This window comes from Paenisporosarcina sp. P5_A11 (genome assembly GCF_056400705.1).
This window is the reverse complement of record NZ_JBFUKT010000244.1, coordinates 1-3,760: the sequence shown is the minus strand read 5'-3', so window position 1 is coordinate 3,760 and position 3,760 is coordinate 1. Positions and strand designations below refer to the sequence as shown.

Annotated in this window: 5 protein-coding genes and 1 pseudogene; all 6 read right to left on the bottom strand. The window is 36.6% G+C overall.

What is annotated here, in order from left to right; all coding sequences use genetic code 11:
* Positions 1–202: hypothetical protein (locus AC1DOS_RS18655; RefSeq protein WP_477538709.1), on the bottom strand; the 202-nt coding region annotated here is incomplete at its 3' end.
* A 116-nt stretch (positions 203–318) separates the two neighbouring features.
* Positions 319–639 (bottom strand): alpha/beta hydrolase family protein, encoded by a 321-nt coding sequence (locus AC1DOS_RS18650; RefSeq protein ID WP_477538708.1) that lies wholly within the window; start codon positions 637–639, stop codon positions 319–321.
* A gap of 614 nt (positions 640–1,253) precedes the next feature.
* On the bottom strand, positions 1,254–1,637 hold the full coding sequence (gene panD / locus AC1DOS_RS18645) for an aspartate 1-decarboxylase (RefSeq protein WP_477538707.1): 384 nt from the start codon (positions 1,635–1,637) through the stop codon (positions 1,254–1,256).
* Between the two features lie 3 nt (positions 1,638–1,640).
* The gene (gene panC, locus AC1DOS_RS18640) at positions 1,641–2,492 is read right to left on the bottom strand and encodes a pantoate--beta-alanine ligase (RefSeq protein ID WP_477538706.1); all 852 of its coding nucleotides are present in this window, start codon (positions 2,490–2,492) and stop codon (positions 1,641–1,643) included.
* On the bottom strand, positions 2,489–3,325 hold the full coding sequence (gene panB, locus AC1DOS_RS18635; protein ID WP_477538705.1) for a 3-methyl-2-oxobutanoate hydroxymethyltransferase: 837 nt from the start codon (positions 3,323–3,325) through the stop codon (positions 2,489–2,491). Before panB ends, panC begins: the two co-directional genes overlap by 4 nt.
* 239 nt (positions 3,326–3,564) lie before the next feature.
* A pseudogene (locus AC1DOS_RS18630) lies at positions 3,565–3,760 on the bottom strand (bifunctional biotin--[acetyl-CoA-carboxylase] synthetase/biotin operon repressor); the annotation flags it as partial.

Below are 3,760 nucleotides of genomic sequence, written 5' to 3'. Positions count from 1 at the left end.
TATTTAAATAGCCTTCATATCCTAAAGCGATTACAAAAATACTGAAGAAAATAGTGTGTGAAGACATAAAATTTTCATCAAATTTCAAGTCATAAAAAATATTAATTAATAGTAAAAACATAGCCGCCAAAAACCCTACTATCATACCTTCGTTTGAGTTCTTCTGTTGTTCTTCTGTCATTGTTCTAAAGAATAATTTCATAATTCATGCCCTCACTCTGTTTTTCTGCACATTATTCTGTTTTCGACATGTATTCTTATAATTCCTTTTTTCCCTCCGTACAATAATACAATCCATTACATTAAGCGTAAAAGGGTTTACACTTCAAATAAAGTTTTCAGTGAATTGGTTACTGTCTCCCATGCTGTTGACGAAAGATTGATTAGCTTAAAGTGTTCAACGTCTGGAAGGACGATCAACTGAACTTTATCGCCCTGTTCAATTGCTTTTCGATGATACTCTACACTCAAATCAACTGGAACATGAAGGTCTAACTCACCATGAATTATTATTTGGTTAATATTCAAGGGCAATAATTCAATCGGCGAAGCAAATCTATATCGATCAGATACTTCTTTGGGTTCACCAATAAAAGATGCAACGGGACTATTCATCCCTTTTTCATCATGGATCTCCACATCCACCTTAAATCCAAAACCCCAGCTAAACTTATTACATTATGTTTGGGTATTTGCAGTGTATTAACTTGAACTTTTTTAATTTGTGATGCCAACCGTAGAGCTAACTGCCCCCAAATCCAATTATGTTGAGTTGTTGAGAGAAATTAAATATCTAAATGAGCTGAAAAAGAAAAAGCGGTGCTTTGAGTTATACATTTTTACGGACATTTTACAGTTTTGTACTTCATAACAGAACCCGTTACATTGATAGGTCCTTTTTTACGTTGACAATAACTTATCGAAAATATAAATGGTTTTCACAATCATATAATTCGAGATACACACTAAAATATCCTTTTATTTCCTTTTATCTCACTTTTTAAATATGATTTTTTCACCTTTGTGGACTTATCGTCGCAACTTTTCATTATTTTATCGTAACTTTCTTCATTATTGTCTCAACTTCTCGCGATATTGTCTCAACTTTCCACGTAATCGTCGCAAATATCCAATTATCTCCTAATCCCCAAGCTCCAGTACCAGTAAACAACAAAAAAGACCTGATTCGCTTTTACGGCGAGGCAGGTCTTTTTTGAATCAATTACTCAACTTCGTACTGTCTAATTGCATAATTACATGACAGTTGCTTCTGGTTCGTAGCTGATGATTTCGYGGATTGAATTGTTTTCATTCATGATGGCTACAGTTGGTTTATGGTCTTTCGCTTCGTTGTTCATTACATATGCATACGATAAAATGATGACGACATCGCCTTTTTGAACAAGACGAGCTGCAGCACCGTTTACACAAATAACTCCACTTCCACGTTCTCCTGAAATGATATACGTCTCAAAACGAGCTCCGTTATTATTGTTGACAATATGAACTTTCTCATTTGGCAACATTCCTACTGCGTCTAAAAGATTTTGATCAATTGTGATACTTCCTACATAATTTAAATCCGCTTCTGTAACTACAGCACGGTGAATTTTTGAATTTAACATCATACGTAACATTGGTTACTCTCCTTTATTGTTCAACATCATATTGTCGATTAATCTGGCTTTTTCGAAAAAGACAGCTACGGCTAAAATTACTGACGAATTAGATGAGATGTCGTTCGTGAGGTTTGGATAGCTTAATAGTTCGACATAATCAATATTTCCTGAAGTACTGTTTTCTATGTGCTGTTTCGTTACTTTTTTGGCTTCATCTACATTTTGGTGCTCTTTATAATGCTCGAGACCGAGTTGAATTGCTTGATGGATAGATGGTGCTTCTTTACGCTCTTGTTCACTCAAGAAAACGTTTCTCGAACTTTTTGCTAGCCCATCAAATTCTCGTACAGTTGGAACTCGACGAACTTCAAGTGGGAAATTATAATCTCGAACCAGTGTTTCAATAATCGCTAATTGCTGTGCATCTTTTTGACCGAAATATACTCGTTTTGGTTCGACTAAATGGAATAGCTTTGTAACTACTTTTAATACGCCATCAAAGTGACCTAGTCTAGAAGCACCACAAAGAACATTCGCTTGTGCTCCTGCACGTATCGTAATTCCACCATCTTGGGGATACATTTCATTTACTTGAGGGAAAAATAATAAATCTACTCCCGCTTCTTTTGCCATTTTGATGTCTCGATTTAAATCACGAGGATATTTATCCAAATCTTCATTTGGACCAAATTGTGCAGGATTAACAAAGATACTCATGACGACAAATTCATTCTCTTCCCTCGCTTGATTGGCAAGTGACATATGTCCTTCATGTAAATAGCCCATCGTTGGCACGAAACCAATGCTCTTGCCAGTAGTTTTCGCTTCATTAATGCATTTTTTTAAGTCCGCAATTAATTGTATTTGAATCATTTTTTTCCTCCGTATAACTGTTGGTATTCATCGTCTTTCATTGTAAACCGATGTTCCTCTGCAGGAAAGGCACCAGATTTCACTTCTTCTACATATTGAAATAATCCTGCTGAAATTTCGTTGCCGGCTTGTGCGAAGGCTTTTACAAATTTCGGCATGTGATGACTTCCATAAGTCACGGTGTCATGAAAAACAAGAACTTGGCCGTCTGTTTCAGCCCCTGCACCAATGCCGATTACAGGAATAGAGATTGTTTCTGTAATTGTTTTTGCTAATTGATAAGGTATACATTCTAGAACGACCATACAAGCGCCAGCAGCTTCGCAGGCCTTGGCATCTTCAATCAATTTTTGTGCAGCATGTGCCGTTTTTCCTTGTACTTTATAGCCACCTAACACGCTAGCTGATTGAGGCAATAAGCCAAGATGTGCAATTACTGGAATACCTGTGCGAGTCAATAATCGAATGACTTCGATTATTTCGTCTGCTCCCTCAATTTTTAGAGCTTGCGCATTGGTTTCTTGGAATAACCGAACGGCGTTAGCAAGTGTCTTATCGACTGAACCATGGTATGATCCAAACGGCATATCTACTGCAATAAATGTGTTAGGTGCTCCACGTCTAGTTGCTTTTCCATGGTGGATCATGTCTTCCATCGTGACTGGGATCGTTGAGTCATACCCAAGTACAACCATGCCAAGAGAATCTCCAACTAGTAGAATTTCGACACCTGCATTTTCTGCAAGTTTCGCAGTTGGAAAATCATAAGCAGTTAACATAATAATTTTATTGTTATCATTTTTCATTTTCATAAAATCACTTGTCGATTTCATTTTTCAAGCTCCTCTCTTTTGAGAGAAAACCAAAATAAAAACCCTTCCGGCCAAAAATGGACAGAAGGGTAGTTTGTAAAAGAATTGGTTTCCTCCGTCCCTGTCGATTAAGATCAAGGCAGAATTATTTAATTTCACAAGTTTAACTGAATTGCGTCAGGTGCAGTTCTACTCAGATACTGCCCATCGCTAATAMTATAACAGAATTAATTCACACATTCCATATTGATTACTTCAAGTTAATTTTGGATTTCAATATCGGCAGAATAAATTCCATGAATTTCTCCATCGTCTGTTTTCACTTGTAGAATGCCTTCATTGGTTATGCCAAGTGCTACGCCTTCAATTTCTTGATGAATCATGATTGCTTTAATTCGTTTGCCTAGTGTACAAGAATAACTTTCCCAAAGAAGCTTTAAGGGCTCAAATCCATGC